This window comes from Lysobacter sp. DMC97 (genome assembly GCF_056313745.1).
Genome location: NZ_JBQUZR010000004.1, coordinates 407576 through 432378 on the forward strand (window position 1 = coordinate 407576; position 24803 = coordinate 432378).

Here is a 24803-nt window from a genome sequence, read left to right on the forward strand (position 1 = left end):
CGCGCGTCGTCCGGCCCGCTCTTCTTCTTCGCTCAGCGCGCGCGCATCCGCCAGGCGCGATGGATGCGCGGATTGCGCGCGAAGTCCGGCGGCAGCGTCGACGCCGTGATGTCCTCGATGTCGAGCACGTCGGCCAGCGCGGCCTCGTCCAGCCGGAAGCGCCGGTAGTTGTTCGAGAAATACAGGGTGCCGCCGAACGACAGCCGCGCCGCCGCCGCGCGCAGCAGGCGCACGTGGTCGCGCTGCACGTCGAAATCGTCGGCGCGCGCCGAGTTCGAGAACGTCGGCGGGTCGCAGAAGATCAGGTCGTACTGGCCGCGGTCCGACTCCAGCCACGCCAGCACGTCGGCCTGCACCAGCCGGTGCCGCGCACCCGCGAGGCCGTTGAGGCGCAGGTTGTCCGAGCACCACTGCAGGTACGTCGCCGAGAGGTCGACCGACGTGGTCTGCGCCGCACCGCCGACCGCGGCGTGCACGGTGGCCGCACCGGTGTAGGCGAAGAGATTGAGGAAGCGCGTGTCCTTCGCCTCGGCCGCGAGCCGCAGCCGCATCGGCCGGTGGTCGAGGAACAGGCCGGTGTCGAGGTAGTCGAACAGGTTGACGATCAATCGCGCGCCGCCTTCGCGCACCGCGAGCGTTTCGCCGCGCTTGAACGCGCCGCTGTCGGCGTACTTGCTGCCGCCCTTGCCCTTCGCGCGGGTCTTGATCGCCACGCGTTCGCGCGGCACGTCGCAGGCCTCGCGCGCACCGGCGAGCAAGTCGCGGAAGCGGCCGCGCGCGATGTCTTCGGGAATGTCCGCGGGCGCGGCGTATTCCTGCACGTGCAGCCAGCGCGCGCCGTCGTCGTCGGTGTAGACGTCGATCGCCGCCGCGTATTCGGGAATGTCGGCGTCGTAGGCGCGCCAGCAGCGCACGCCTTCGCGCTCGCGCCACGTCTTCGACGCCTTCAGCGTCTTGCGCAGGCGGTTGGCGACCATCGTCGCGCCTTCCGACAGCACGATCGGCGCGGCATCGACCGGACGCTCGCGCGCAGGCGGCGCGATCGGGTCGCAGACGATCAGCGCGCACTCGAGCGCGCCGTTGAACACCTGGTACTTCTTCGCCGCGCGCAGGCCGGTGGCGCGCGCGAGGTCGGCGTCGCCGCAGAGCAGGCTGGCCTTCCAGCCGGGCGCCGCGCGCTTCAGCGCGTCGCCGAGCGCGCGATACAGCATCGGATCGGCCGCGAGACGCGCGTCGTACGGCGGATTGCAGACGACCAGCCCGCGCGCCTCGGGCTGCGCCGGCAGCGTGGCGACATCGCGCACGTCGAACGCGATCGCGTCTTCCACGCCCGCGCGCTTCGCGTTCTCGCGTGCGGCGCGAACGGCATGAGGATCGAGATCGCTGCCGCGCACACAGGCGCGCAGCGCGGCGCGGCCGGCCTGCGCGCGCGCCTCGGCCTCGTCGATCAAGGCGCGCCACGTCACCGCGTCGAACTGGCGCCAGCGCGACGGCGTCCGCAGCGCCTGCGCCTCGCGCATCAGCCCGGGCGCGACGTCGGCGGCCATCAGCGCACCTTCGATCAGCAGCGTGCCGCTGCCGCACATCGGGTCGAGCAGCGCGCCACCCTCGGCATGCACGCGCGACCAGTCGCCACGCATGATCACCGCGGCCGCGAGCGTTTCCTTCAGCGGCGCTTCGCCCTGCGTCTGCCGCCAACCGCGGCGATGCAGCGGGCCGCCACCGAGATCGACCGACAGCACGGCGCGCTGCTTGCGCACCACCAGATTCAGGCGCAGGTCGGGCGCGTCGAGATCGACGTCCGGACGCTCGCCGCCCGCGGCGCGAACGCTGTCGACCACCGCGTCCTTGATCCGCTGCGCGGCGTAACGCGCATGCGTGATCGCGTCGCCGGAGACATGCGCATCGACCGCGAGGGTCATGCCCTGGCGCAGGTGCACGGACCAGTCGACCGCGCGTGCGCCGGCGTAGAGCGCGTGTTCGTCGGCGCAGTCGTATTCGGCGATCGGCCACAGCACGCGGCTGGCCAGCCGCGACCACAGCACCGCGCGCAGCGCATCGGCCTGCGTGCCCTCGGCGTTCGCGCCGGCGCGCGCGGCGGTCGCGCGCGTGCAGCCGAGCGCGAGCAATTCGTCGGCCAGCAGGTATTCCAGGCCTTTCGCGCAGCTGACGAAGAATTTCATGTCGAAGGAAACCGAAAGGAAAGGATCAGGCCGACAGGCCGGCGAGCAGCGCGGCGAAGGCGTCGGCGACGTCCTGCACGTGCGCATCGAGGCGATGGCCGTCGTCGACCATCAGCAGGCGGGCGCGATGCGCCTCCGCCCAGTGCGCGACGTCCATCGCCGGGATCAGCGTGTCGTCCCAGCCGTGGACGATCGACAGCGGCACGGCCGCGGCATCGAGCCCCGGCATCGGCCCCATCCGCAGCGGCGGCGACATCAGGAACAGGCCGACGGTCGGCACATCCAATGACACCCGCGCCGAGATGTACGCACCGAGGCTGGAACCGGCCAGCACCAGCGGCCCGCTGCTCGCCGCCATCCGCGCGAGCCCGCGCAGGCGCTCCAACCGGGTGGGCACGTCGCCGAGTTCGCTGACCGCGCGCTTGGCGTCGAGATCGGTGTAATCGGGGCGCTCGTGGGTCCAGCCGAAACGCTCGGCGACCGCGGCCAGCGCCGTCACCTTGCCGGCGTCGGGGCCGCTCTCGAAACCGTGGGAAAGGATGCAGTGTCCGCGCATGGTGCTCTTCAATGTTCGATCCAGGTCACCGCATCGCCGAGCCGGAGCGTGCCGCCTTCGAGGATGCGGGCGCACAGGCCGCCGTGGCCGCGCATCGCGTTGTAGCCGCCGGGGCCGAGGACGGTTTCCATCTTCGAACACGGCTCGCAGGGTGCAGTGCCTTCGCACAGCGCGTCGCCGATGCGGAAACGGCGGCCCTTCAGCGCGATCAGCGGCAGGCCTTCGACCACGACGTTGCGGCGGAGCAGGAAGGGCAACACCGTGTCCCGCCCGGACAGCGCGGCGATCACCGGCAGGTGCTCGGCCTGGATCAGGGTGAGGCCGCGCTTGCCGCTGCCCGAGGCATAGCGATCGCCGACCAGGCCCTTGCCGGCCACCGCCTCGGCGGCCTCGACTTCGCGCATCGGCACGCCGCGCGCCGCGCGCAGGCCGATCCAGCGCACCGTGCCCGGGCGCGGAAATTGCGTCATCAGGCGGTGGAGCTCGGAATCGGGGGACGGCAGCGACATCCGGCAATGCTAGCATCCGGGCCATGCTGCCCGACCTCCCGCCCCTGCCGCCGATCCACGTCGATCCCCTGCCGTACGAGCTGAAACTCGACGCGCGCCCGCTGTCGCAGATCGATCTCGTGGTCATCCACTGCACCGAAACGCCGACGCTGGCCTCCGCCCGCGAATTCGGCGAGAAGGTCCTGTACGAAGGCAGCGGCACCGGCAACAGCGGCCATTACTACGTCGATCGCGACGGCGGCATCACGCTCTACGTGCGCCCCGACCGCGTGGCCCACCATGTGCGCGGCTACAACCCGCGCTCGATCGGCATCGAACTGGTCAACACCGGCCGGTATCCCTATTGGCGCGATTCGAAGCACCAGGCGATGGACGAGCCCTACCCCGAAGCGCAGATCGTCGCGCTGATCGGCCTGCTCGCGCAGTTGCAGGCGCAGTTCCCGTCGGTGAAGTTCATCGCCGGCCACGAGGATCTGGATCGCGAGATGGAACAGGCCATCGACGACCCCGCCGTGCAGGTCCCGCGCAAGCGCGACCCCGGCCCGCTGTTCCCGTGGGCGCGGATCATGGAGACGGTGGATTGGGAGCGGCTGCGGCCTTGAGGCGCGACGCCAGGCCGCGACCAGGTCGAGTGACGACCACCAACCTGTAAAGACAGACAGCTCGATGTGCCGGCGAGCCGGGAATTAATCTCGGGCCATCACCGGCCACGATCGGGGCAGCCATGCAACCTTATGCGAACAGAGGCGGAAACTCATCGGTTTCCGGCTTTGAAATCGGGCCCCACTACATCATCGTCCAATTCAAGGATGGCTGGAAATACGAATACACCCACCAAAGCGCCGGAGTCGATCATGTCTCCAAAATGCACAGACTGGCGATGGCGGGCAAAGGACTGAACAGCTTCATCACCGATTTCGTCCGCCAGCGATACAGCAGGAAGTGGAAGTAGGCGGCAGGCGCCTTCACCGCTCCGGCAACGGAATGAACTCGCTCTCACCCGGCACCGGGCCGAAGCGCCCATCGCGCCAATCATCCTTCGCCTGCTCGATGCGGTCCTTCGACGACGACACGAAGTTCCACCACAGGTGCCGTGGACCATCCAGCGGCTCGCCGCCGAGCAGCATGGCCTTGAGCGGCGTCTTCGCACGCAGGCGGTGGCGCACGCCGTCGTCGAGCACGACCAGATGCATCGCGGGAATGTCCGCGCCGTCGAGTTGCGCCTCGCCGTCGAGCACGTACAGCGCGCGTTCGCGATGGCCGGCATCGAGCACGACCTCGCCGTCGGCGTCGAGATCGATCGCGACGTACAGCGTGTCGGCGAACACGCGCACCGGCGACGCTTCGCCGTAGCCGCGGCCGGCGACGACGCGCAGCCGGCCGCCGGGCACGTCGAGCACCGGCAACGTCGCGGCGGCGTGGTGGTGGAAGGCCGGCGCGGTCTCCTCGCGCGCCCGCGGCAGCGCGACCCAGGTCTGCAGCCCGTGCAGCGCGTGCCCTTCGGCGCGCGGCCCGGGCGGCGTGCGTTCGGAGTGCACGATGCCGCGGCCGGCGGTCATCCAGTTCACGTCGCCGGGGCCGATGGTCTGTTCGCTGCCCAGCGAATCGCGATGGTCGATGCGGCCGGCCCACAGGAACGTCACGGTGGCCAGGCCGATGTGCGGATGCGGGCGGATGTCGATGCCGCGGCCCGGCGCGAACACCGCCGGGCCCATGTGGTCGACGAACACGAACGGCCCGACGCTGCGGGCCTGGATCGACGGCACGGCGCGGCGCACCTCGAAGCCGCCGAGATCGTGGACGCGGGGGGCGATGAGCGTGGTCATGGCGGCGGGCCTCGGGACGGGCCGACAGGGTCGCACGCACACGGAGGCCCGGCGAGCGCAGCCACGCGACGCAGCGTTTCCTGCCGTCCGGCGGGGCGGTATCCAGCGCGGGCGCCCATGATCCGGTGACCTCCCTCTCGGTACGCCCATGACCTCGCCGTCTGCGAACAGATCGCCCTGCTCGCGCCGTTACAGACGCAGTTCCCGTCGATGCGATTCGTCGCCGACCACGAGGATCCGGATCGCGAAATGGAACAGGCCATGAACGACCCGCCCCTGCAGGTCCCGCTCAAGCGTGACCCGGGCCCGCTTTTCCCGTGGGCTCGCATCATGGAAACGGTGCCGCGGGCGCGGCCGCACGCCTGAAAACCCTGCAAAAACAACAGTTTCAAATATTGCCGTTGCCTGCCGGGCAGGCCGCTGCGTCAAGTTGCGTGCGTCACGGCGACTCGCCTAGACTCCGAGTCGTTTTGCGCAGAGCAACATGGACGCGGCTCGTGGATGCGGTCGTCCCCCCCTGTTGCATCCACTTCAATCATCGATTTCATCATCGAACAACAAAGGATTGTTTCATGCCCTTCCCCCTCCCCCGCCTCCTGTCCGGCACGCTCGCGCTGTTGCTGGCCGCCCCCCTGCTGTGCCACGCCGAGAAGAAGGAAGACGACTGGAACGTCGGCATCGCCGTCGCTGCCCGCAGCCCGCTCTATGCCGGCGAAAGCAGCAAGGTGATTCCCTTCCCGTACATCGCCCATGAAGGCGAGCACTTCTACGTCCGCGGCACCATGGCCGGCTGGAAGTTCTACGACAACGACACCTTCTCGGTCTCCGCGTTCGTCGGCTTCAGCTTCGACGGCGTCGACCGCAAGGACTTCGGCCGCAAGGCGCTGGCCGCGCACGGCATCAACCGCGACCTGCTGAAGAACCGCAACGTCGGCCTGGATGGCGGCATCGCCGCGAGCCTGCGTTCTGAATCCGCCGGCGAGCTGGAACTGGAACTGCGCTCCGACGTCAGCGGCCAGAGCAAGGGCCAGAGCCTGACGCTCGACTACAGCTATCCCTTCCAGATCGGATCGGTCGCCGTGGTCCCCGGCGTGGGCGTGTCCATGCTCTCGAGCAAGTACGCGAACTACTACTACGGCATCCTGCCGTCCGAAGTGGCGCGCGGCGTTCCAGCCTACAAGCCGGACGCCGCCTCCGTTCCGCATGCGCGCGTGACGGTGCTGGCCCCGATCGGCGATCGCTGGTCCGGCATCCTCGGTGTCAACGTCGACGTGCTGCCGAAGAAGCTCACCGACAGCCCGCTGGTCGATGACGACACCAATGCGGTCCCGGTGGTGTTCGTCGGCGTGTCGCGGAGCTTCTGAAGCCGGCCTGCATCATGCAGGTGCCTTGCCTCCAGGCGGCCGGGATGACCCCGGCCCCTGGACGGCGCAGGCGGATAGTCCGCGCAATGTCCGCCGGGCCGAGGGTGCCGCCATGGCGCTGGCGCCCCCCGTGCGTTGGCCGGGGGGAGGCATCCGGGTGGGAAGGAAGGGCGACGCCTATAATCGCCGCACCTTCCCCTCGGCACGCCCATGACCTCGCCCGTCTCCGAACTGATCGAACTGCTGTCGCTGGAGCGGCTGGAAGACAACCTGTTCCGCGGCCAGAGCCGCGACATCGGCACCAAGTACGTGTTCGGCGGCCAGGTGGTCGGCCAGGCGCTGTCCGCGGCGCAGGCCACGCTGGCGGCGGTCGATCCCGACAAGGGCCCGCGCGCCGCGCACTCGCTGCACGCCTACTTCCTGCGCGCCGGCGACATCACCGCGCCGATCGTCTACGAGGTCGACCGCACCCGCGACGGCGGCAGTTTTTCGGTGCGCCGGGTGACGGCGATCCAGCACGGCCAGCCGATCTTCGTGTTCGCCGCGTCGTTCCAGATCCACGAGCCCGGCCCGGAGCATCAGATCTCGATGCCCGAGGTGCCACGCCCGGAGGACATCGCGCCCACCACGCCGCCCTCGCCGGAAGTGCTGGCGACGCTGCCCAGCAAGATCCAGCGCTGGCTCAACCGCATGGGGCCGTTCGAATTCCGTCCGATCTATCCGCGCGACGACCTCAACCCGCCCAAGCGCCCGCCCTACCAGCAGGTCTGGTTCCGCCTGAGCGAAGCGGTCGGCGATTCGCCCGAGCTGCACCGCGCGCTGCTCGCCTACGCCTCCGATTTCCACCTGCTGGGCACCACGACCTTCCCGCACGGCATCAGCTACTACCAGCCGAACGTGCAGATGGCGTCGCTGGACCACGCGATGTGGTTCCATCGCCCGTTCCGCGCAGACGAATGGCTGCTGTACTCGATCGACAGTCCCAGCGCGCAGAACGCGCGCGGCCTCGCCCGCGGCATGATCTACGACCTCGAAGGCCGGCTCGTGGCGAGCACCGCGCAGGAAGGCATGATCCGCGTGCTCCCCGTCGACGCACCGAAGGCCTGACCGCATGCGCCAGGTCTTCTCCAGCCCGCGTCTGGAAAACGTCGAGCGCGTCGCCGAGCTGCTGCGCGAACAGGGCATCGAGGTGCGCGTCACCAACGGCCGCTCGTACCGCGGCTCACGCCGCGGCAACTTCAGCTATCGCGAATCCGCGAACGAAAGCCCGCAGCCCGCGGTATGGGTGGTCAAGTCCGACGACCAGCCGCAGGCGCGGCAGATCCTGCGCGAGGCCGGCCTGCTCGACTCGGGACGGTCGCCCACGCGCTATCTCGACGTGTCGACCGTGACCCGCGGCGACGACGCCCTCGAAGCTGTCGCGCGTCGCCGCGCGTTCCGCATCCGCGCAGGCCTGATGCTGGGCATCGCGATCGCGCTGGCGTTCGGGCTGATGGCCTGGCACCGGGCCGGCGCACCGACGGCCGCGCCCGCGACACCGGCCGCGCACGTCGCCACCTCGGCCGACACCGCGCCGGCGAAGCCCGAATACCTCGCGCCCACCGGCGCCGAGGCACGCTACGTCGTGGCGACGCCGAGCGCGCTGGCGGCGCTGCTGATCGACCAAGAACTGCAGGCCGCCCGCGACGCGAAGGACGTCTGCGTGTCGGTCGACGGCGCCGATCCGTCGCAGACGGTGCTCGCGCAGCTGAAGGCCGCCGACGGCCGTTCGCTGGCACCGCAGTCGGCCTGCGCCGACGCCGCGGGCGCGCTGGCGATTGCCGTGCGCGACTACCGCACCGACGGCTCCGGCGGCGGCGCGATCGAAGTCGCCGTCACCCGCCCGGGCAGCAAGCCGACCGAGGCATTGCGCAGGCTCGAAGTGCGCCGCGACGACGAGCGCTGGGACATCGTCGGTCCCGCGAAGCCCTGACACGACGACGGCGAAGGTCGCGCGACCTTCGCCGTCGATGCATCGCCGGACCGATCGCTCAGCGCGTCGGCGCCGCGCCCTGCGGGCCGCGCGGACCGCGTTCGCCGCGATGCGCCTGGTGGTAGGCCTTCATTTCCTCGTGGGTGACGAACCCGTCCTTGTTCGCGTCGATGTCGCCGAAGTGCGACAGCGCCCGTTCGTGGCCGGCCAGTTCGTCGCGGCTGAACTTGCCGTCGCCGTTCTTGTCGAGCTGCGCCATGCGCTGGCCACGGTCGCCGCCCGCGCCACCCGGGCCGTGGCGGCCGCCATGGCCCTTCGGGCGTTCATCGGCGGAGATCCTGCCGTCGTGGTTGGCGTCGAGCTTGTCGAAGTGCTCGGACAGGCGCGGCGCCTTCGCCGCCTCGGCACGATCGATCGCGCCGTCGCCGTTGGCATCGAGCTTGGCGAGCCGGTCGCCGCCGCGACCGTCACGACCGCGATGCTGCGGGCGTTCGTCGGCGGTGAGCTTGCCGTCATGGTTGGCGTCGAACTTGTCGAACATTCCGGCGAAGCGCGGCGACTTCGCGGCCTCGGCGCGATCGATCACGCCGTCGCCGTTGGCGTCGATCTTGGGATGATGGCCGGGCTGGCCCGGCTGGCCGGCGGCGGGGCGACCGGCCGGCGCGGTGCCGGGCGCGGTCTGGGCGAGCAGGACGGGGGCGGCGCCGGCGATGGCCAGGCCGAGGGCAAGCAGGGTCGTGCGCTTCATGGGCATCCTCGTGTTCGGAAACGGACCGGCGGTCCGCATGGCACTGGCAACGCGCCCGGCCACGGCCGGTTGACCGCTCCGGGGCCGGCGCGACGGCCGGTCGTTCGGCTGCCGGTCACATCCGCCGCCCGGCCGCGTCTTGGCATCATGCTTCCCCGGAACCGCCGCCCATGACCCTGTCCCTGTCCGTCGACGCCTCGATCCGCGACGCCCTGCCTGCCGCCCGCGCCGGCGATGCCGCTGCCTACGGCCGCATCGTCGCCGCCTGCCAGAACGCCGTGACCGCGGTGGCGCTGGCGATCACCCGCGACGTGCAGGCCAGCGAGGACGTGGCGCAGGAGGCCTTCCTCAACGCCTGGCAGCACCTCGACCGCCTGCACAACCCGGACAGCTTCCTGCCCTGGGTGCGGCAGATCGCGCGCAACCTCGCCCGCGACCACCTGCGCCGGCAGGGCGAACGGCCGCTGGACGGCCCCAACGCCGAACTGGCGATGGCGATGGCCGCCGACCCCGGCCCGCAGCCGATGCACCACCTGCTGGACGAGGAACGCGAAGCCGCGGCCGCCGAACTCATCGCTGCGCTGCCCGAGGACAGCCGCGAAGCGCTGCTGCTGTTCTATCGCGAAGGCCAGAGCTCGCAGCAGGTGGCGCTGCTGCTGGGCATCACCGACGCCGCCGTGCGCAAGCGCCTGTCGCGCGCGCGGCAGCAGGTGCGCGACGACCTGCTGCGCCGCTTCGGCGAGTTCGCCCGCGACTCCGCGCCCGGTGCGGCGTTCACGACCGTGGTGGTCGGCGGCCTGGGCATCGCCGCCAAGCCGGCCAGCGCCGCGGCGGCCGTGACCGGGACGGCGGCCGGCGCCGGCCTGTTCGCGAAAGTGGTGGCCGTGCTCGGCGGCGGCAGCGGCGTGGTCGCCGGCACGCTCGGCGGTTCGGTCGCCGCCGGCGCACTGGCGGCGCATCTCACCCGCCCCACCCTGCTCGCGTACGCCGAGACCCGCGAGGAGCGCGCGGCCATCCTCCGCGGCTACTGGATCTACATGGCCGTCACGCTCGTGCTGATGACGCTCGCCTTCGTGGCCGTGCCGCTGGCGCCGACGTTCGCGATCGGCATGGGCGCCGCGGTCTTCACCGAATTCGCTTCGCTGCTCACCCTGCTCGCCATCCGGCGGACGCTGCGGCCGCTGATCGCCCGCGACCGCCTGCGCGATCCCGAGGGCGCGCGGCGCCGCTACCGCGCCTATGACTACACCTACGGCCCGACCGCGATCGTGGTGACCGGCGTGCTCTATCTCGGCGCGATGGCGGTGTTCAACGCCGCGCTGCACTGATCGACCGGCGCGCCTCGCATGAACGCCGTCGCCATCGAACCCGCCGCCATCGACCGCCTGATCGCCGCGGAGCTGCCCGCCGCGCGCAACGGCGACCGCGACGCCTACGGGCGCATCGTCGTCGCCTGCCAGAACACAGTGACCGCGGTGGCGCTGGCGATCACCCGCGACGTGCAGGCCAGCGAGGACATCGCGCAGGACGCCTTCCTCAGCGCGTGGCAGCACCTGCGCCGGCTGCAGAACCCGTCGAGCTTCCTGCCGTGGCTGCGCCAGATCGCGCGCAACCTCGCCCGCGACCATCTGCGCGCCCGCGCTCACCGGCCGCTGGACGGCGCAGGCGCGGAACTCGCGGTCGAACTTGCGGCCGATCCCTCGCCGACGCCGGGCGAACGCATCGAGGAAGACGAGCGCGAGCGCGCCGCGATCGAACTGATCTCCGCGCTGCCCGAAGAGAGCCGCGAAACGCTGCTGCTGTTCTATCGCGAAGGCCAGAGTTCGCAGCAGGTCGCGGCGCTGCTGGGGCTGTCGGACGCGGCCGTGCGCAAGCGCCTGTCGCGCGCGCGCCAGAGCCTGCGCGAGGACCTGCTGGCGCGGTTCGGCGAATTCGCGCGCGACACCGCGCCGGGCGCGGCCTTCACCGGCGTGATCGCGACCGCACTGTCGATGGCCAGCCCGCCGGCGGCGGCGAAGGGCCTGATCGGCGTGAGCGCGGCGATCGGCGCGAAGACCGCGGCCAAGGTCGCGCTGGGCGCGGCCGGCAGCGCCGGCTTCGCGATCCTCAGCGGGTTCGCGGGCATCTGGTTCGGCCTGCGCCGGCAGTTGAAGGGCGCGATCGACGACGAGGAGCGGCATGGCCTGATCCGCAGCGCCGGCCTGAATGCCATGGCGTCGGTCGGCTTCGTGCTGTACCTGATGCTGCTGGACCGCAACGACCACGGCTGGGCGTGGCCGGTGGTGGCGTGCCTGGGCTTCATGGGCGTCGTCTACTACCAGACGGTCGTGGTGCAGCCGCGGATCATGGCGCGGCGGCATGCGCTGGAAGCGCAGCGCGATCCCGTCGCCGCCGCACGGCGCCTGCAGCGCGAACGCGCGCTGTCGTGGATCGGCGGCCTCGTCGGTTTCATCGGCGGCTTCGGCGGCCTGCTGCTCGGGCTGCACGCCGCCGGGCGGCTTTGATCGACGATTTCAAGCTCCGATCGCGACGCGCGCGTCGTCCCGCGTCGCAGCCGGTGCGCGCGCAGCGGGTATGCTGATGGCATGTCCCGTGCCTTCGCCCGCAGCGTCTCGATCCTCGGCCATCCGCTGGCGACGCTGCCGGCTGCGCTGGCGCTGACGACGGCGCTGCAACGCCACGATCCGGCCGGTGCGCTGCGCATCGCCGCCGGCGCGCTGGCGGTCGGCGTGGTGGTGATGTTCGCCTCGTGGCGTCGCGTGCGCAGCGGACGCTGGGCGCATGTCGATGCCAGTGCGCCGGGCGAACGCCGCGACCTCAACCGCGGCCTGCTGGTCGGACTGTCGATCGCGGCGCTGGTGGCGTGGGGCATCGCGCACGATGCGATCACGGCCCTCGCTCTGGCGCTCGGCGCGGCCCTGATCGCGCTCGCGCTGCTGACCGCACGCGTCTGGACGCTGTCGCTGCACGTCGCTTTCGCGGTGTTCGCGGCGGTGCTGCTGCGGCCGTCGGGCACGATGGTGCTCGTCGCGGGCCTGGCGTTCGCCGCGCTGATCGGCTGGTCGCGGCTGCGGCTCGCGCGCCACCGGCCGCGCGATCTGGTCGCGGGCACGCTGGCCGGTGCGGCGGCGGGCCTCGCGCACGGCGCACTGGCGGGGGCGCTGCCGACATGAGCACGCACGGCGACGCCGAATCCGAAGGCCGCGATCCGGCGCGCGACGACGATGCGCCGCTGCGGCTGTTCCACACGCCCGACCATCCCTGCGGCTACTGGCCGGAGCGCGAGGCGCGCGATCTGGTGTTCGATCCGGGCGATCCGCGCCTCGGCACGTTCTATCCGCTGGCGCTGAGCTGGGGCTTCCGCCGCTCCGGCAACCTCATCTACCGCCCGCATTGCCGCCACTGCCGCGCCTGCGTCGCGGTGCGCATCCCCGTCGACGACTTCCGCCCCGATCGCAGCCAGCGCCGCTGCCTCGCGCGCAATGCCGACCTCGACACCCGGATCTGCCCGAACGAACGCCGCGACGAACACTTCGCGCTGTACCGCCGCTACCTGTCCGCGCGCCATCCCGGCGGCGGCATGGACGACCACGGCGTCGCCGAGTTCGACCAGTTCCTGATCGGCACCTGGGGCCAGGGCCGGTTCCTCGAGATCCGCACGCACCCCACGCCGGCCGGTCCGGGCCGGCTGCTGGCGGTGGCGGTGACCGACGTCGCGCCCGAGGGACTGTCGGCGGTCTACACCTTCTACGATCCCGACGAGGAGGCGCGCGGCCTCGGCACGTTCGCGATCCTGCAGCAGATCGCCTGGGCGCGCCGCGACGGCAAGCGTCATCTCTACCTCGGATACTGGATCGACGGCCATCGCAAGATGGACTACAAACGCCGCTACCGGCCGCTGGAAGCCTACGACGGGCACGGCTGGTCGCCCATGTCCGGAGACCCGCCATGACCTCGCGTTCCCCGTTTCGTCCGCTCGCCCTGCTCTGCACGGTCGCGATGGCGACCACGCTCACCGGCTGCGTGCAGGTGAAGATCCACGGCGATCCCGGGCGTGCCGCCGTGCCGCACGACACCTCCGACGAAGCCGAGGCCGCCGCGAACGCCGGCGCGCCGCTGCGCGTGGCCACGTACAACACCTCGCTCAACGACGATGCCAACGGCGGCCTGATCCGCCGGCTCGAACACGACGATCCGTCGGCGCGCGCGGTCGCCGCGATGCTGCAGCGCGTGCATCCCGACCTCGTGCTGCTCAACGAATTCGACTACGACGCCGCAGGCCGCGCCGCCGACCTGTTCCAGCGTGGCTATCTCGAACACGCGCAGGGCCCGGGCCTGTCGCCGCTGCACTATCCGTATCGCTACCTCGCGCCGGTGAACACCGGCGTGCCCAGCGGGCTGGATCTGGACGGCAACGGCCGCGTCGCCACCGACGGCCGCGCACGCGGCGACGACGCCTGGGGCTTCGGCCTGCATCCCGGCCAGTACGGCATGCTGGTGCTATCGAAATATCCGATCGACACCGCCGCGGTGCGCACGTTCCAGTTGCTGAAGTGGAGCGCGATGCCCGACGCCTCCCGCCCGGTCGACCCGCGCGCGCGGAAGTTCTTCCATCCCGATGCGGTGTGGAACGCGCTGCGGCTGTCGTCGAAGTCGCACTGGGACGTGCCGGTCGACACGCCGCTGGGCCGACTGCACTTCCTGGTCGCGCATCCGACGCCGCCGGTGTTCGACGGCCCCGAGGACCGCAACGGCGCGCGCAACGCGGACGAACTCGCGCTGTGGCGCGCGTATCTCGACGACGCACCGGCCGACCGCGCCTGGCTGTGCGACGACGCCGGCCGCTGCGGCGGCCTGCCGGCGGGCGAGCGTTTCGTCATCGCCGGCGACATGAACAACGATCCGGTCGACGGCGACGGCCGCCACGACGCGATCCTCGCCCTGCTGCGGCATCCGCGCGTGCTGCAGGCGCCCGCGCCGCGCAGCGCGGGGGCCGCCGAAGCCGCGCGACTGACCGGACAGGGCAACGTCGGCCAGCGCGGCGACCCGGCCGAGGACACCGGCGATTTCGGCCCGAAGGTCGGCAACCTGCGCCTGGACTACGTGCTGCCTTCGGTCGGCCTGCTCGTCGTCGCCAGCGGCGTGGACTGGCCGACGTCGGACGACCCGTACGCCGCTGCGGCGAAGGCGTCGGACCATCACCCGGTGTGGCTCGATCTGATGGCCGAAACGCCGGCGCGATAGACGTCATCGATACCAACGTGACAACGGGTGCGGCGCCCTTCGGCGTTCGTTGTTGCCCCTGCGGAATCGGGTATATGCTTCCGGCATGATTCCTGACCATCCCGATGCGACGGTCGGGGCCGGAGGCGGAGTCGGGGGAGCTCTGACCGCGGACGAGGCTGCACGCAACGTGCTGGCCTCGCTCACGAACACGCTGCCCGCAGGCGCCCAGGTGGCCATCGCCTGGCGCCACGCCCGGCTCGGTTCCGGCAGCGCGCACAACGGTGCAGGCGACGACGTCCTGCACCGGGCCGTGCTCGCCCGGCTGGACGATGGTGCCTACGTGGACCAGGTGCCTGGCGGGCTGATCCGCCGCCACGACGACGACGATCACCGGCTGTCGCTGGGCGTCGCCTTCCCCACGCCGCCGCCCGACGACGGGTCGCTCGACGCCTGGTTCGGGATCGCGCGCGACATGGTGATCGTGGCGCTGCGGCTGGCCGAAGCCGACGTCCGCATCGTGACCCTGGAGAAATCCAAGCGCCTGCAGAAGGCGCTGTACGAAATCTCCGATCTCGCCGGCTCGGGCCTGGAGATGGGCGAGATGCTGGCGCGCATCCACCGCGTGGTCGGCGAACTGATGCCGGCGGAGAATTTCTACATCGTCCAGTACGACGAGCGCCACCGGACCATCCGCTATCTGTATTTCGCCGACAGCCGCGACGCGTTCGATCCCGACCCGGACACGGAATTCTCCGTCGACCACACCATGCACAGCCTGACCGCCGCGCTGCTGCAGCACGGCCGGCCGCTGTTGGGCGCCCCGCGCGAGATCATCGAACGGCTGGAGATCCCCGACGACGAATACGCCGGCGGCCCGATGAGCGAGGACTGGCTGGGCGTGCCGCTGCTGCGCGACGGCCAGGTCTGCGGCGCGATCGTCGTGCAGGACTACGAGCACGCGCAGCGCTATGCCAACGAAGAGCGCGCCCTGCTCGATTACGTGGCGATGCACATCCAGACCGCGCTGGACCGCAAGACCGCGCAGGTCGAACTGGAACGCCGGGTCAAGCAGCGCACGCAGGCGCTGGAGCACGCCAACCTCGAACTCCAGGCCGAAGTGCAGGAGCGCCAGCGCGGCGAGAAACTGCAGCAGGCGCTGTTCCGCATCACCGAGCTGTCGACCAGCGCCGAAAGCCTCGAACGGTTCTACGCCGACCTGCATTCGATCGTGGGCGAGTTGCTCTATGCCCGCAACTTCTACATCGCCTTCCTCAGCGCCGACGGCCAGCGGATCGAGTTCCCCTACGCCGCGGACGAAGTCGACAAGCGCCCGAACCGCGATCGCCAGCGCGCCAAGGGCCTCACCGAATACGTGATCGAGACCGGGCTGCCGCTGCTGGCCGACCGGGCGCGGATCCAGGCCCTGGAGCAGCGAGGCCTGGTCAGCAGCTTCGGGCCGCTGGCCTGCTGCTGGCTCGGCGTGCCGCTCACCCGCGATGGCACGCCGCAGGGCGTGATCAGCGTGCAGAGCTACAACCCGGCGCATCGTTTCGCCGAGCGCGACCAGGAACTGCTGACCTTCGTCGGCCACCACGTCGACGCCGCGCTCGCGCGCAAGCGCGCGCAGGACCGCCTGGTCGCCGCGCACGCCGAGCTGGAGACGCGGGTGGAAACGCGCACGCGCGAACTGGCCGAGGCCAACCGCGAGCTGCGCGAACAGATCGCCGAGCGCCTGCGCGCCGAGCAGCGCCTGCGCCACCAGGCGCGCCACGATGCGCTGACCGGGCTGCCCAACCGCACCCAGTTGCAGGAACGCCTCGACGACGCGATCGCCCGCGCCTCGGAGCCCGACGGCCGCCCGTTCGCGGTCATGTTCCTCGACATCGACCGCTTCAAGCTGATCAACGACAGCGTCGGCCACGTCGCCGGCGACGAACTGCTGGTGGAATCCAGCCGCCGCATCTCGCAGGCGATCGGGCGCGGCGACCTGGTGTCCCGGCTCGGTGGCGACGAGTTCGCGGTGCTGGCCGAGGACATCGCCAACGACGCCGAGGCCGAACGCTACGCCGCCGGCATCCTGCGCGTGCTGGGGCAGCCGCTGTGGATCGAGGGCCGCGAGATCTTCCCGTCGGCCAGCATCGGCATCACGCTGTGGCATCCGCGCTATCGCCGCAGCGAGGAACTGCTGCGCGACGCCGACGCCGCCATGTACCGCGCCAAGCGCCTGGGCCGCAACCGCAGCGAAGTGTTCGACGAGGAGATGCGCGCCGAGGCGATGCGCCTGCTCGACCTGGAAGCGGACCTGCGCCGCGCGATCATGCACGACGCGTTCGAGCCGTATTTCCAGCCGATCCTGCGCCTGAGGGACGGCCACGGCGTGGGCTACGAGGCGCTGGTGCGCTGGAACCACGAGCGCCGCGGCCTGCTGCTGCCGTCGGAATTCATCGGCGTGGGCGAGGACGGCACGCTGATCGAGCAGGTCGACTGGCTGATGTACGCCCACGTCATCGCCTCGATGAGCGAATACCCCGACCGTTACGTCTCGATCAACGTCTCGCCGCGGCATTTCCTCTCGGACAACTTCAGCGACCGGCTGCTGCGGATGCTCGACGAGTCGCACCAGGATCCGAGCCGGCTGCGCATCGAGATCACCGAGGTCGCGCTGATCGAGGACGCCGCGCGTGCGCTGCGCGTGCTGCGCGAACTGCGCGGCCACGGCATCGCCGCGCTGCTCGACGATTTCGGCACCGGCTTCTCGGCGCTGTCGTACCTGCACCGCTTCCCGATCCGCGGCCTGAAGATCGACCACAGCTTCATCGCCGGGCTGGAAGGCGAAGCCGGCAACGAGAGCCTGGCGCTGGTGCGCGCGATCCTGGCGATGGCGCGCACGCTCGGCATCGACACCATCGCCGAGGGCATCGAGACCGAAAGCCAGCGCCGGATCCTGCTGGAGGAAGGCTGCGAGTACGGCCAGGGCTTCCTGCTGGGCGTGCCCGGCCCCATCGCCCGCCGCAACGCGGGCGGACGCCGGCGACAGACCGGCGGTTGAGGCGCGGCGTCAGCCGTTCGCCGGCGGCACGGTGGCCGTGGACGGCAGCGCGTCGGGTGGCGCGCCCGCGGGTTCGGCGGTCGGACCGACCACCGGCAATGCATGTTCCACCGGCCCGCGGATGCCGAAGCCGAACGCCGCCTCGTTCTGGGTCGACACGATCATCCGCACCATGCCGCTGGGCACCATCAGGTCCAGCGCGACCGCGGCGCCCTCGGGCGTGCGGCCCTCGAGCGTCATCTCGATGAAGGCGCCGCCGGTGTCCACCGTGGCACAGGCGACGTGCGGCCCCGCCGGCCCGTCCTGCAGGAAGGGCTTGATCGCCTCGCCCAGCGCGTCGAGCGCCTGCGGAAAGAAGAACACGGCGTAGCCGTTGGTGTCGTTCATGGCGCGATCGTCCGCCTCGGGGTCGGGAAAACCGGCACGTTACCGCAAGGTGATCGTCAGCGCTTCGGCCGACGCGCGCGCCTGCGCGCGGGCGGCGTCGATGTCCGCACCGAGGGCGAGGGTCACGCCGACGCGGCGGTGGCCCTCGACCTTCGGCTTGCCGAACAGCCGCAGCGCGGTGTCGGGTTCACGCAGGGCATCGGCGACGCCCTCGAATTCCGGCACGCCGTGGCCGTGCGCCAGCACCGCGCACGACGCCGACGGGCCGTACTGGCGGATCGCGGGGATCGGCAGGCCGAGGATCGCGCGCGCATGCAGCGCGAACTCGCTGAGGTCCTGCGAGACCAGCGTCACCAGGCCGGTGTCGTGCGGCCGCGGCGAGACTTCCGAGAACCACACGTCGTCGCCCTTCACGAACAGTTCGACGCCGAACAGGCCCCAGCCGCCGAGGTCGTCGGTGATGATCTTCGCGATGGCCTGCGCGCGTTCGAGTGCAGTCTTCGTCATCGGCTGCGGCTGCCAGCTCTCGCGGTAGTCGCCGTCGCGCTGCAGGTGGCCGATCGGGTCGCAGAAGTCGGTGCCGCCGGCGTGGCGCACGGTCAGCAGCGTGATCTCGTAGTCGAAGTCGATGAAGCCCTCGACGATCACGCGGCCGGCGCCGGCGCGGCCGCCGGTCTGGGCGTAGTCCCAGGCGCGGTCGACGTCGTCGGCGGTGCGCACGAGGCTCTGGCCCTTGCCCGAGGACGACATCACCGGCTTCACCACGCATGGCAGGCCGATCTCCGCCACCGCCGCGCGGTAGTCGTCGCGCGTGTCGACGAAGCGGTACGGCGAGGTCGCCAGCCCCAGCGTCTCGGCGGCGAGCCGGCGGATGCCTTCGCGATCCATCGTCAGCCGCGCGGCGCGGGCGGTCGGCACGATCCGCGTGTGCGTGCCGCGACCGGCGAATTCGTGCTCCAGCTGGACCAAAGTCTCGGTGTGGATGGCCTCGATCTCGGGGACGATCAGCGCCGGGCGTTCCTCGGCGATCAGCGCGCGCAGGGCGTCGCCGTCGAGCATGTTGAGCACGTGGCTGCGGTGCGCGACCTGCATCGCCGGCGCGTCGGCGTAGCGGTCGGCGGCGATCACCTCGCAGCCGAAGCGCTGCAGTTCGATCGCGACTTCCTTGCCCAGTTCGCCCGAGCCCAGCAGCAGCACCCGGAGGGCGGACGGAGACGAGGGGGTGCCGAACACCGGCGCGGACGGAGAAGTCATGGGTGGGGCTCGTGGGGATGCGCGGAGGAGGCGGTCATTGTAAATCAGACACTTGCGGAATCCCGGTCGGCACGTCTCGCCGTTCGTCCGGAGCCGCTTGCGTCGATTGATATCTTTTTGATATCACATATGCATTCACCCGCCCGCCACCTTCGAGTGCCGCCATGAAAGAAAATCCCTCGCAATCGCTCCCGGGCATCCCGGTGCTGCTGTTCCTGCTGGTGCTGATGTTCCTGGGTGCCTGGCTGGTCGCCTCCGCCGCCGACGGCAACGGCGGCACCCTCGCCCTCGCCGGCGTCGCCCTGCTGGTCGTCGGCTTCTTCCTGATGTTCGGCCTCTACAAGGTCGAGCCCAACCAGGCCGCGGTGCTGAACCTGTTCGGCAAGTACGTCGGCACCGTGAAGGACGGCGGCCTGCGCTGGAACAGCCCCTTCTACGGCAAGAAGAAGGTCTCGCTGCGCGTGCGCAACTTCGAGAGCAGCAAGCTCAAGGTCAACGAACTGGACGGCAGCCCGATCGAGATCGCCGCGGTCATCGTCTGGCAGGTGGTGGACAGCGCCGAGGCCGTCTACAACGTCGACGACTACGAGAGCTTCGTGCACATCCAGTCGGAATCCGCGGTGCGCGCGATGGCGACCAGCTATCCGTACGACCAGCACGAGGACGGCCAGCTCGCGCTGCGCAGCCACGCCACCGAGGTCGGCCACCATCTGCAGAAGGAACTGCAGGAACGCCTCGCCGACGCCGGCGTGCAGGTGCTCGACGCGCGCATCAGCCACCTCGCGTACGCGCCGGAGATCGCCCAGGCGATGCTGCAGCGCCAGCAGGCGAATGCGATCATCGCCGCGCGCACCCGCATCGTCGCCGGTGCCGTGGGCATGGTCGAAATGGCCCTCGCCGAACTGCAGAAGAATGGCGTGGTCCATCTGGACGAGGAGCGCAAGGCGCAGATGGTCAGCAACCTGCTGGTCGTGCTCTGCGGCGAACGCGCCACCCAGCCGATCGTGAACACCGGTTCGCTGTACTGATCCCCCGCATCAAGCAGACATCGCGCCATGTCCGAGAAGAAGGCCTATCCGCTGCGCATCAACGCCGAGATCCTCTCGGCGGCACAGCGCTGGGCCGACGACGAACTGCGCAGTCTCAACGCCCAGATCGAATACGTGCTGCGCGACGCCTTGCGCAAGTCAGGGCGTCTGCCGTCCGCTCCGCCGCCCCCATCCGACGACACTTCCGCGTCCGACTGAACGACGCGCCCCTCCTCGACCGCGGCCTGCGCTGCGGTCCGCCCGGGACACTGCAATGAATCACCGCCTCCGTCCTTCCGAACGCCAGCGCCGCCTCGCCGGCCGCGCGGCCCTGTCCGCCGCCCTCGCGATCGCCCTCGGCGCCGGCGCGTCGTCCGTGGCCTTCGCGCAGACGCCGCCGCCTGCAGACGCGGCACCGGCGACCGCCGCGGCCGTCGATCCCGCTGCCGTCGATCCCGTCGCCGCCGCGCAATCGGTGCTCGACGCGATGGATGCCGGCGATTTCGCCGGCGTGCATGCCCGCTTCGATGCCACGATGGCAGCCGCGGTGAGCGCGGACCAGTTGAAGCAGCTGTGGACCGCGCTGCCCTCGCAGTTGGGAGCGTCGAAGGGCCGCGGCGAGCCGCGCAGCGCCGAGCGCGGCGGCACCCGCATCGTGGTCGTGCCGCTGCGCTTCGAACGCGCCACGCTCGACGCCAGCCTGGCATTCGAAGCGGACGGCCGCATCTCCGGCTTCCTGATGCGTCCCGCGGCCGCCGCGCCCGTTCCCGCCCCGCCGCCGCCCGCGGACGCGCATTACCGCGAGATCGACGTGGCGGTCGGCGAAGGCGCCGACGCGCTGCCGGCGACGCTGGCGCTGCCGCTGGAAAAGGGCCGGCTGCCGGTCGTCGTGCTCGTCCACGGTTCCGGCCCGCACGATCGCGACGAAACCGTCGGCCCCAACAGACCCTTCCTCGACCTCGCCCGCGGCCTCGCCGAGCGCGGCATCGCGGTGCTGCGCTACGAGAAGCGCACGAAGGCGCATCCCGAACAGTTCGCCGACGGCGGCACCATCGACCGCGAAACCACCGACGACGCCGTGCAGGCCGTGGCGATGCTGCGCGCCCGCGCCGACATCGACCCGAAGCGCATCTTCGTCCTCGGCCACAGCCAGGGCGGCCTGATGGCACCGCGCATCGGCGCCCGCGATCCGAAGATCGCCGGCCTGATCCTGCTGGCGGCACCCTCGCGGCCGGTGCTGGACCTGCTGCTCGAACAGAACAAGCGCATGGCCGTGCTCGACGACGGCCGCACCAGCGACGCCGAAGCCGCGGCGATCGCGAAGATCGCCGCGCAGATCGCGGCGGTGCGCCGCGGCGACGACGTCACCGGTGCCGACGCACCAATGGGCGTGCCGGCGTCGTACTGGCGCACGATCGAGGCCGTCGATCCCGTCGCCGAAGCGCACGCGACGAAGCAGCCGCTGCTGTTCCTGCAGGGCGGCAACGACCTGCAGGTGGTCGACGCCGACTGGCAGGGCTGGCGCAACGCCTTCCACGACGATCCGCGGGCGACGTTCAAGCTCTACGACGACCTCACCCACCTCGCGATCCCGGGCGAAGGCAGCGTGAAGGACTACGAGACGCCCGGCCACGTCGCGCCGGCGCTGATCGACGACATCGCCGCGTGGATCCGCGCGACCGTGCCGGCCGCGCCGAAGAAGAAGCCGCAGTAGGCGATCGCCATGTCGATCCGCGAATTCAACGTCGTCGCGCCCGATCCGCGCGGTGTCGTCCTCGTCGCCGGCATCGCGATGGCCGCCGCCTGCCTGCCGTTCGTGCTGCTCGCGCGCGAACAGCCCGCGCTGTGGATCGGCGCCATCGTGATGGCCCTGGTGCTCGGCCCCGTGTTCTGGTCGACCACCCGCAACCGCGTGGCGCTGGACGGCCACACGCTGCGCGTCGGCGCCGGCCTGCACCGGCTTGCGGTCGAGGTCGCGACGCTCGACCTCGACGCCGCGCGCATCGTCGACCTCGCCGGCGAGCCCACGCTGAAGCCGATGCTCAAGACCTTCGGCACGGCGATGCCCGGCTACCAGGCCGGCCACTTCCGCCTGCGCGACCGCGGCAAGGCCTTCCTGCTGATCACCGCGCGCACGAAGGTCCTGCTCCTGCCCGAACGCTCCGGGCGCCGGCTGCTGCTCAGCCTCGAACGCCCGCAGGCGCTGCTCGACGCCCTGCGCGCCGTGACGGAGCGGCCGGGCCGGCGCTAAGCTGCGCCGATGCGCCCCGCCCCCCGCGTCCTGCTCAACACCGCCGCCGTCGAGGCCTGGCCGGCCTGGCTGCTGGGCGCGCGCGCAAACCACGACGCCCGCCTCGTCGCCCGCGCGCGCTGGGTGCTGCGGCGCAAGCGCGACGGCCGCTATCTGGCCGCGGCGCTGCCGGAAGGCTGGCAGGCACTGACGCCGCGCTGGATGCGCGAGCCACGGATCGACGATGCGCTCGACGCGATCGACGCGCCGCTGCCGCACGCCGGTGCGCGCGATCCCGCGCCGCTGCCGCTGCATGCGCTGCGCGAACGTCTCGACATGCTGGGACTCGACGCCGACGACTACGCCGCGCGCAGCGGCCTGCCGCTGGTGCCGGAACCGGCATGGCTCGTGTTCGCCGGCTTCGATCGCTATCGCCGCCCGCTGTGGCTGCATCCCGAGGCCGCGCGCGCATGGGCGCGCCTGCGCGTCGCCGCGCACGCCGACGGCGTCATGCTCGATGCGATCTCCGGCTACCGCAGCCACGACTACCAGCTCGGCATCTTCGCGCGGAAGCGCGCGCGCGGGCTGGGCGTCGACGCGATCCTCACCGTCAACGCCGCGCCCGGCTTCAGCGAACACCACGGCGGCCGCGCGCTGGACATCGGCACGCCGGGCGAACCGCCGGCCGAGGAAAGTTTCGAACACACCGCCGCCTTCGACTGGCTGCAGACCCACGCCGGCGAACACGGCTTCACGATGAGCTATCCGCGTGACAATCCGCACGGCATCGTGTACGAGCCGTGGCACTGGCGCCACGACGGAATCGCCTGACATGACCCACCTGCGCCACGCCGCGACGCTCGCGGCCTTCGCGTTGTTCCTGACCGTCGGCCCGTGCGCCGCGAAGGAAGCGCTCAAGTCGAAGGACGTCCCCGCGGACGAGACCGTCGGCATCGCGGGCGGCCTGCGCGCGATGATCCAGACCGCGACGGCGGAGGAAGCCGCCCGCTTCCGCGAAGAGTGGCGATCGACCACCGCCGACCACGCGCCGCATCTCGAAACCACCGGCCGCGTGCGTCGCGGCCAGCCCGTCGCGGTGCTGATCTTCTACGGCGGCTGCGCGCCGAAAGGCGCCGACGCCGCCGACATCCTCGCCCGCAAGGTGCCGTGCGCCGCCCGCCTGGACGTGCGCATCACCGATCCCGCCGGCAAGACGCACACCGCGATCAACGACGAACCCGTCGCGGCCGGCATGCCGGCCGCGCCCGACACGGCGACGCAATTGTCCCCGCAGGAGTTGCAGATCACGTTCGACCCCACCGATGCCGACGGCAGTTACCGCATCGAGGCCACGGTGGACGATCCCGACAACGACCGCGTGCTGCGCATCGCCACGACCGTCGAACTGCTGCCCGACGCCCCCGCACCATGAGGCCGACGCTGGCGGACGCCTGGGCCGGCGGCCGCAACCACTTCAACGTCATCCGCCTGGTCGCGGCATGGATGGTGATCTGGAGCCACGCCTGGGCGATCACCGGCACGCCGGGCAACGATCCGTTCGCCCACCTCACGCTCACCCGCTCCGCCGGCGCATTCGCGGTCGACGTGTTCTTCGTGATCAGCGGCTTCCTGGTCGCGGCGAGCTTCGAGCGCCACGGCTGGCGCGAATTCCTGCTCGCCCGCGCGCTGCGCATCTATCCCGCGCTGATCGTCTGCACGCTGCTGACCGTATGCGTGCTCGGCCCGCTGCTGACGACGTCGCCCGGCTACTGGCGCGACGCCACGACGTGGCGCTTCCTCGCCGGCAACGCGACGCTGTGGCGCGCGGAATTCTGGCTGCCGGGCGTGTTCGAGACGCTGCCGCGCACCGCCGTCAACGGTTCGCTGTGGACACTGCCGATCGAAGGCCGGCTGTACCTCGCGCTGCTGTTCGCGGGCCTGCTCGGCATGCTGAAGCCGTGGCGCTACGCGCTCGCATGGGCGGTCGCGCTCGCGGGCGCAGGCGTGTTCGCGTGGCGGCATGCGCCGTTGCCCGAACATCTCGCCTACCTGATCTGGGTCACCGCGTTCTTCATCACCGGCACGCTGCTGTGGGTGTGGCGCGCGCGCCTCGTGCTGACGTGGTGGGCGTGGCTGCCGCTGCTGGTGATCGCCGCCGCGACGCGCGGCACGCCGTGGTTCGTGCCCGCGTACTTCGCGACCGTCGCCTACGGCACGTTCTGCCTCGCGTTCCTGCCGCGATGGCTGCCATCGACCGGCCGCCACGACCTGTCCTACGGCCTGTATCTCTACGGCTGGCCGATGCAGCAGCTCGCGCTGCTCGCCGGGGCGATCACGCCGGTCGCGAACACGATCGCCGCGACTGCGCTGGCGCTGGCCTGCGCGGCCGCATCGTGGTGGCTGGTCGAACGCCCTGCGCTCGACTGGAAGCGAAAACGCTTCACGCGCATGCGAAAGGCCTGATCCAGGCC

Annotated in this window: 26 protein-coding genes; 19 read left to right on the forward strand and 7 right to left on the reverse strand. The window is 71.2% G+C overall.

Features of this window, described 5'->3' with window-relative positions; translation table 11 throughout:
* Positions 1–32: 32 nt before the first annotated feature.
* The 3 genes from rlmKL to ACT53Q_RS11050 are packed head-to-tail and all read right to left on the reverse strand — an operon-like array spanning position 33 to position 3248.
* Positions 33–2183 (reverse strand): bifunctional 23S rRNA (guanine(2069)-N(7))-methyltransferase RlmK/23S rRNA (guanine(2445)-N(2))-methyltransferase RlmL, encoded by a 2151-nt coding sequence (gene rlmKL, locus ACT53Q_RS11040; RefSeq protein ID WP_476186690.1) that lies wholly within the window; start codon positions 2181–2183, stop codon positions 33–35.
* A 25-nt stretch (positions 2184–2208) separates the two neighbouring features.
* Positions 2209–2739 carry an alpha/beta hydrolase gene (locus ACT53Q_RS11045; RefSeq protein ID WP_476169971.1) on the reverse strand — a complete coding sequence of 177 codons (531 nt, stop codon included), beginning with the start codon at positions 2737–2739 and terminating at the stop codon, positions 2209–2211.
* A gap of 8 nt (positions 2740–2747) precedes the next feature.
* A complete protein-coding gene (locus ACT53Q_RS11050; RefSeq protein ID WP_476186691.1) occupies positions 2748–3248 on the reverse strand; it encodes an MOSC domain-containing protein in 501 nt (166 codons plus the stop codon).
* Between the two features lie 23 nt (positions 3249–3271).
* On the opposite strand from ACT53Q_RS11050, the gene ACT53Q_RS11055 reads away from it, so the two are divergent.
* Together ACT53Q_RS11055 and ACT53Q_RS11060 are read left to right on the forward strand one after the other, a co-directional pair.
* The gene (locus ACT53Q_RS11055; protein ID WP_476186692.1) at positions 3272–3850 is read left to right on the forward strand and encodes an N-acetylmuramoyl-L-alanine amidase; all 579 of its coding nucleotides are present in this window, start codon (positions 3272–3274) and stop codon (positions 3848–3850) included.
* A gap of 122 nt (positions 3851–3972) precedes the next feature.
* Positions 3973–4200, forward strand: a complete 228-nt coding sequence (locus ACT53Q_RS11060) for a hypothetical protein (protein WP_476186693.1) — start codon at positions 3973–3975, stop codon at positions 4198–4200.
* A 13-nt stretch (positions 4201–4213) separates the two neighbouring features.
* Here the strand turns inward: ACT53Q_RS11060 and ACT53Q_RS11065 are convergent, their stop codons facing one another.
* A complete protein-coding gene (locus tag ACT53Q_RS11065) occupies positions 4214–5074 on the reverse strand; it encodes a pirin family protein (RefSeq protein ID WP_476186694.1) in 861 nt (286 codons plus the stop codon).
* Positions 5075–5284: 210 nt separating this feature from the next.
* Here ACT53Q_RS11065 and ACT53Q_RS11070 point away from each other — a divergent pair, with 210 nt between their 5' ends.
* The 4 genes from ACT53Q_RS11070 to ACT53Q_RS11085 all read left to right on the forward strand — a co-directional run bounded on the left by ACT53Q_RS11070 (position 5285) and on the right by ACT53Q_RS11085 (position 8410).
* The gene (locus ACT53Q_RS11070; RefSeq protein WP_476186695.1) at positions 5285–5440 is read left to right on the forward strand and encodes a hypothetical protein; all 156 of its coding nucleotides are present in this window, start codon (positions 5285–5287) and stop codon (positions 5438–5440) included.
* Positions 5441–5646: 206 nt separating this feature from the next.
* On the forward strand, positions 5647–6438 hold the full coding sequence (locus ACT53Q_RS11075) for a MipA/OmpV family protein (protein ID WP_476186696.1): 792 nt from the start codon (positions 5647–5649) through the stop codon (positions 6436–6438).
* Positions 6439–6648: 210 nt separating this feature from the next.
* The gene (locus ACT53Q_RS11080) at positions 6649–7545 is read left to right on the forward strand and encodes an acyl-CoA thioesterase (protein ID WP_476186697.1); all 897 of its coding nucleotides are present in this window, start codon (positions 6649–6651) and stop codon (positions 7543–7545) included.
* A 4-nt stretch (positions 7546–7549) separates the two neighbouring features.
* Positions 7550–8410: a putative signal transducing protein gene (locus ACT53Q_RS11085; protein ID WP_476186698.1), complete on the forward strand. Its 861-nt coding sequence runs from the start codon at positions 7550–7552 to the stop codon at positions 8408–8410.
* Positions 8411–8468: 58 nt separating this feature from the next.
* Here ACT53Q_RS11085 and ACT53Q_RS11090 read toward each other — a convergent pair whose 3' ends face one another.
* Positions 8469–9158 carry a hypothetical protein gene (locus tag ACT53Q_RS11090; RefSeq protein WP_476186699.1) on the reverse strand — a complete coding sequence of 230 codons (690 nt, stop codon included), beginning with the start codon at positions 9156–9158 and terminating at the stop codon, positions 8469–8471.
* A gap of 170 nt (positions 9159–9328) precedes the next feature.
* Between ACT53Q_RS11090 and ACT53Q_RS11095 the strand changes: the two genes are divergently transcribed.
* From ACT53Q_RS11095 to ACT53Q_RS11120, 6 genes are all read left to right on the forward strand, one after another.
* On the forward strand, positions 9329–10486 hold the full coding sequence (locus tag ACT53Q_RS11095; RefSeq protein WP_476186700.1) for an RNA polymerase sigma factor: 1158 nt from the start codon (positions 9329–9331) through the stop codon (positions 10484–10486).
* Positions 10487–10504: 18 nt separating this feature from the next.
* Positions 10505–11662 carry an RNA polymerase sigma factor gene (locus tag ACT53Q_RS11100; RefSeq protein ID WP_476186701.1) on the forward strand — a complete coding sequence of 386 codons (1158 nt, stop codon included), beginning with the start codon at positions 10505–10507 and terminating at the stop codon, positions 11660–11662.
* A gap of 81 nt (positions 11663–11743) precedes the next feature.
* Positions 11744–12331: a hypothetical protein gene (locus tag ACT53Q_RS11105; protein ID WP_476186702.1), complete on the forward strand. Its 588-nt coding sequence runs from the start codon at positions 11744–11746 to the stop codon at positions 12329–12331.
* Positions 12328–13110, forward strand: coding sequence for an arginyltransferase (locus ACT53Q_RS11110; RefSeq protein ID WP_476186703.1), 783 nt, complete (start codon positions 12328–12330; stop codon positions 13108–13110). Before ACT53Q_RS11105 ends, ACT53Q_RS11110 begins: the two co-directional genes overlap by 4 nt.
* Entirely contained in the window at positions 13107–14402 is a 1296-nt protein-coding gene (locus ACT53Q_RS11115) for an endonuclease/exonuclease/phosphatase family protein (RefSeq protein WP_476186704.1), read from the forward strand. Before ACT53Q_RS11110 ends, ACT53Q_RS11115 begins: the two co-directional genes overlap by 4 nt.
* Positions 14403–14571: 169 nt before the next feature.
* The gene (locus ACT53Q_RS11120; protein ID WP_476186705.1) at positions 14572–17433 is read left to right on the forward strand and encodes an EAL domain-containing protein; all 2862 of its coding nucleotides are present in this window, start codon (positions 14572–14574) and stop codon (positions 17431–17433) included.
* Positions 17434–17442: 9 nt separating this feature from the next.
* Here the strand turns inward: ACT53Q_RS11120 and ACT53Q_RS11125 are convergent, their stop codons facing one another.
* Entirely contained in the window at positions 17443–17820 is a 378-nt protein-coding gene (locus ACT53Q_RS11125) for a hypothetical protein (RefSeq protein WP_476186706.1), read from the reverse strand.
* Between the two features lie 39 nt (positions 17821–17859).
* Positions 17860–19074 (reverse strand): formate-dependent phosphoribosylglycinamide formyltransferase, encoded by a 1215-nt coding sequence (gene purT, locus ACT53Q_RS11130; RefSeq protein ID WP_476186707.1) that lies wholly within the window; start codon positions 19072–19074, stop codon positions 17860–17862.
* 164 nt (positions 19075–19238) lie between these two features.
* Between purT and ACT53Q_RS11135 the strand changes: the two genes are divergently transcribed.
* Genes ACT53Q_RS11135 through ACT53Q_RS11165 form a run of 7 tightly spaced genes read left to right on the forward strand, consistent with a single transcriptional unit; the run spans position 19239 to position 24795 of the window.
* The gene (locus tag ACT53Q_RS11135; RefSeq protein WP_476186708.1) at positions 19239–20102 is read left to right on the forward strand and encodes an SPFH domain-containing protein; all 864 of its coding nucleotides are present in this window, start codon (positions 19239–19241) and stop codon (positions 20100–20102) included.
* 27 nt (positions 20103–20129) lie between these two features.
* Positions 20130–20321, forward strand: coding sequence for a type II toxin-antitoxin system antitoxin (locus tag ACT53Q_RS11140; RefSeq protein ID WP_476186709.1), 192 nt, complete (start codon positions 20130–20132; stop codon positions 20319–20321).
* A 55-nt stretch (positions 20322–20376) separates the two neighbouring features.
* Positions 20377–21816, forward strand: a complete 1440-nt coding sequence (locus ACT53Q_RS11145; RefSeq protein WP_476186710.1) for an alpha/beta hydrolase — start codon at positions 20377–20379, stop codon at positions 21814–21816.
* Positions 21817–21825: 9 nt separating this feature from the next.
* Positions 21826–22353 (forward strand): PH domain-containing protein, encoded by a 528-nt coding sequence (locus ACT53Q_RS11150; protein WP_476186711.1) that lies wholly within the window; start codon positions 21826–21828, stop codon positions 22351–22353.
* A 9-nt stretch (positions 22354–22362) separates the two neighbouring features.
* Entirely contained in the window at positions 22363–23163 is an 801-nt protein-coding gene (locus ACT53Q_RS11155) for a M15 family metallopeptidase (RefSeq protein WP_476186712.1), read from the forward strand.
* A gap of 1 nt (position 23164) precedes the next feature.
* Entirely contained in the window at positions 23165–23764 is a 600-nt protein-coding gene (locus ACT53Q_RS11160; RefSeq protein WP_476186713.1) for a hypothetical protein, read from the forward strand.
* Positions 23761–24795 (forward strand): acyltransferase family protein, encoded by a 1035-nt coding sequence (locus ACT53Q_RS11165; protein WP_476186714.1) that lies wholly within the window; start codon positions 23761–23763, stop codon positions 24793–24795. Before ACT53Q_RS11160 ends, ACT53Q_RS11165 begins: the two co-directional genes overlap by 4 nt.
* The last annotated feature ends 8 nt before the right edge of the window (positions 24796–24803 follow it).

What these genes read in the sequence shown, in the direction of transcription:
- ACT53Q_RS11105 (WP_476186702.1), top strand. Translation starts at nt 11,744, where the DNA reads ATGTCCCGTGCCTTCGCCCGCAGCGTCTCGATCCTCGGCCATCCGCTG.
- ACT53Q_RS11095 (WP_476186700.1), top strand. Translation starts at nt 9,329, where the DNA reads ATGACCCTGTCCCTGTCCGTCGACGCCTCGATCCGCGACGCCCTGCCT.
- purT (WP_476186707.1), bottom strand. Translation starts at nt 19,074, where the DNA reads ATGACTTCTCCGTCCGCGCCGGTGTTCGGCACCCCCTCGTCTCCGTCC.
- ACT53Q_RS11075 (WP_476186696.1), top strand. Translation starts at nt 5,647, where the DNA reads ATGCCCTTCCCCCTCCCCCGCCTCCTGTCCGGCACGCTCGCGCTGTTG.
- ACT53Q_RS11125 (WP_476186706.1), bottom strand. Translation starts at nt 17,820, where the DNA reads ATGAACGACACCAACGGCTACGCCGTGTTCTTCTTTCCGCAGGCGCTC.
- ACT53Q_RS11160 (WP_476186713.1), top strand. Translation starts at nt 23,165, where the DNA reads ATGACCCACCTGCGCCACGCCGCGACGCTCGCGGCCTTCGCGTTGTTC.
- ACT53Q_RS11155 (WP_476186712.1), top strand. Translation starts at nt 22,363, where the DNA reads ATGCGCCCCGCCCCCCGCGTCCTGCTCAACACCGCCGCCGTCGAGGCC.
- ACT53Q_RS11070 (WP_476186695.1), top strand. Translation starts at nt 5,285, where the DNA reads ATGCGATTCGTCGCCGACCACGAGGATCCGGATCGCGAAATGGAACAG.
- ACT53Q_RS11145 (WP_476186710.1), top strand. Translation starts at nt 20,377, where the DNA reads ATGAATCACCGCCTCCGTCCTTCCGAACGCCAGCGCCGCCTCGCCGGC.
- rlmKL (WP_476186690.1), bottom strand. Translation starts at nt 2,183, where the DNA reads ATGAAATTCTTCGTCAGCTGCGCGAAAGGCCTGGAATACCTGCTGGCC.
- ACT53Q_RS11045 (WP_476169971.1), bottom strand. Translation starts at nt 2,739, where the DNA reads ATGCGCGGACACTGCATCCTTTCCCACGGTTTCGAGAGCGGCCCCGAC.
- ACT53Q_RS11065 (WP_476186694.1), bottom strand. Translation starts at nt 5,074, where the DNA reads ATGACCACGCTCATCGCCCCCCGCGTCCACGATCTCGGCGGCTTCGAG.
- ACT53Q_RS11055 (WP_476186692.1), top strand. Translation starts at nt 3,272, where the DNA reads ATGCTGCCCGACCTCCCGCCCCTGCCGCCGATCCACGTCGATCCCCTG.
- ACT53Q_RS11060 (WP_476186693.1), top strand. Translation starts at nt 3,973, where the DNA reads ATGCAACCTTATGCGAACAGAGGCGGAAACTCATCGGTTTCCGGCTTT.
- ACT53Q_RS11115 (WP_476186704.1), top strand. Translation starts at nt 13,107, where the DNA reads ATGACCTCGCGTTCCCCGTTTCGTCCGCTCGCCCTGCTCTGCACGGTC.
- ACT53Q_RS11165 (WP_476186714.1), top strand. Translation starts at nt 23,761, where the DNA reads ATGAGGCCGACGCTGGCGGACGCCTGGGCCGGCGGCCGCAACCACTTC.
- ACT53Q_RS11050 (WP_476186691.1), bottom strand. Translation starts at nt 3,248, where the DNA reads ATGTCGCTGCCGTCCCCCGATTCCGAGCTCCACCGCCTGATGACGCAA.
- ACT53Q_RS11085 (WP_476186698.1), top strand. Translation starts at nt 7,550, where the DNA reads ATGCGCCAGGTCTTCTCCAGCCCGCGTCTGGAAAACGTCGAGCGCGTC.
- ACT53Q_RS11090 (WP_476186699.1), bottom strand. Translation starts at nt 9,158, where the DNA reads ATGAAGCGCACGACCCTGCTTGCCCTCGGCCTGGCCATCGCCGGCGCC.
- ACT53Q_RS11150 (WP_476186711.1), top strand. Translation starts at nt 21,826, where the DNA reads ATGTCGATCCGCGAATTCAACGTCGTCGCGCCCGATCCGCGCGGTGTC.
- ACT53Q_RS11100 (WP_476186701.1), top strand. Translation starts at nt 10,505, where the DNA reads ATGAACGCCGTCGCCATCGAACCCGCCGCCATCGACCGCCTGATCGCC.
- ACT53Q_RS11135 (WP_476186708.1), top strand. Translation starts at nt 19,239, where the DNA reads ATGAAAGAAAATCCCTCGCAATCGCTCCCGGGCATCCCGGTGCTGCTG.
- ACT53Q_RS11080 (WP_476186697.1), top strand. Translation starts at nt 6,649, where the DNA reads ATGACCTCGCCCGTCTCCGAACTGATCGAACTGCTGTCGCTGGAGCGG.
- ACT53Q_RS11110 (WP_476186703.1), top strand. Translation starts at nt 12,328, where the DNA reads ATGAGCACGCACGGCGACGCCGAATCCGAAGGCCGCGATCCGGCGCGC.
- ACT53Q_RS11140 (WP_476186709.1), top strand. Translation starts at nt 20,130, where the DNA reads ATGTCCGAGAAGAAGGCCTATCCGCTGCGCATCAACGCCGAGATCCTC.